The organism is Streptomyces sp. SID12501 (assembly GCF_010550245.1).
Classification (GTDB): domain Bacteria; phylum Actinomycetota; class Actinomycetes; order Streptomycetales; family Streptomycetaceae; genus Streptomyces.
In genome coordinates, this window is the sequence record NZ_JAAGLU010001013.1 from 1 (window position 1) to 392 (window position 392).

General features: G+C 74.0%; 1 pseudogene. It reads right to left on the bottom strand.

Going from position 1 to position 392, the window contains the following annotated elements:
- Positions 1 to 67: 67 nt before the first annotated feature.
- Positions 68 to 392 (bottom strand): annotated as a pseudogene (locus G3I71_RS49595) (NCS2 family permease); the annotation flags it as partial.

The window sequence follows — 392 nt, forward strand, 5'->3', positions numbered from 1 at the left end:
GGGCCGGGACCCCGCGCGGTGCGCGGCGCCCCGGCCCGTCGGGCCGTGCGGGGGTGGGTGGGACTCGTCAGAGGCCGAGCGCCTGCTGGATCGGCCCGAGCGCGAAGTAGACGACGAACGCCGCCGCCGCGCCCCACATGAGCGGGTGGACCGTGCGGGCCCGGCCGAGCGCGACCTTGACCACCACGTACGCGATGAAGCCCGCGCCGATGCCCACCGAGATCGAGTAGGTGAAGGGCATGAGGGCGAGCGTGAGGAACGCGGGGATCGCGACCTCGGGCGACTTCCAGTCGAGGTCGGCGACCTGCGACACCATGAGGAACCCGACGACGACGAGGACCGGCGCGGCCGCCTCGGACGGGACCATCGCGACGAGCGGCGACAGGAACGTC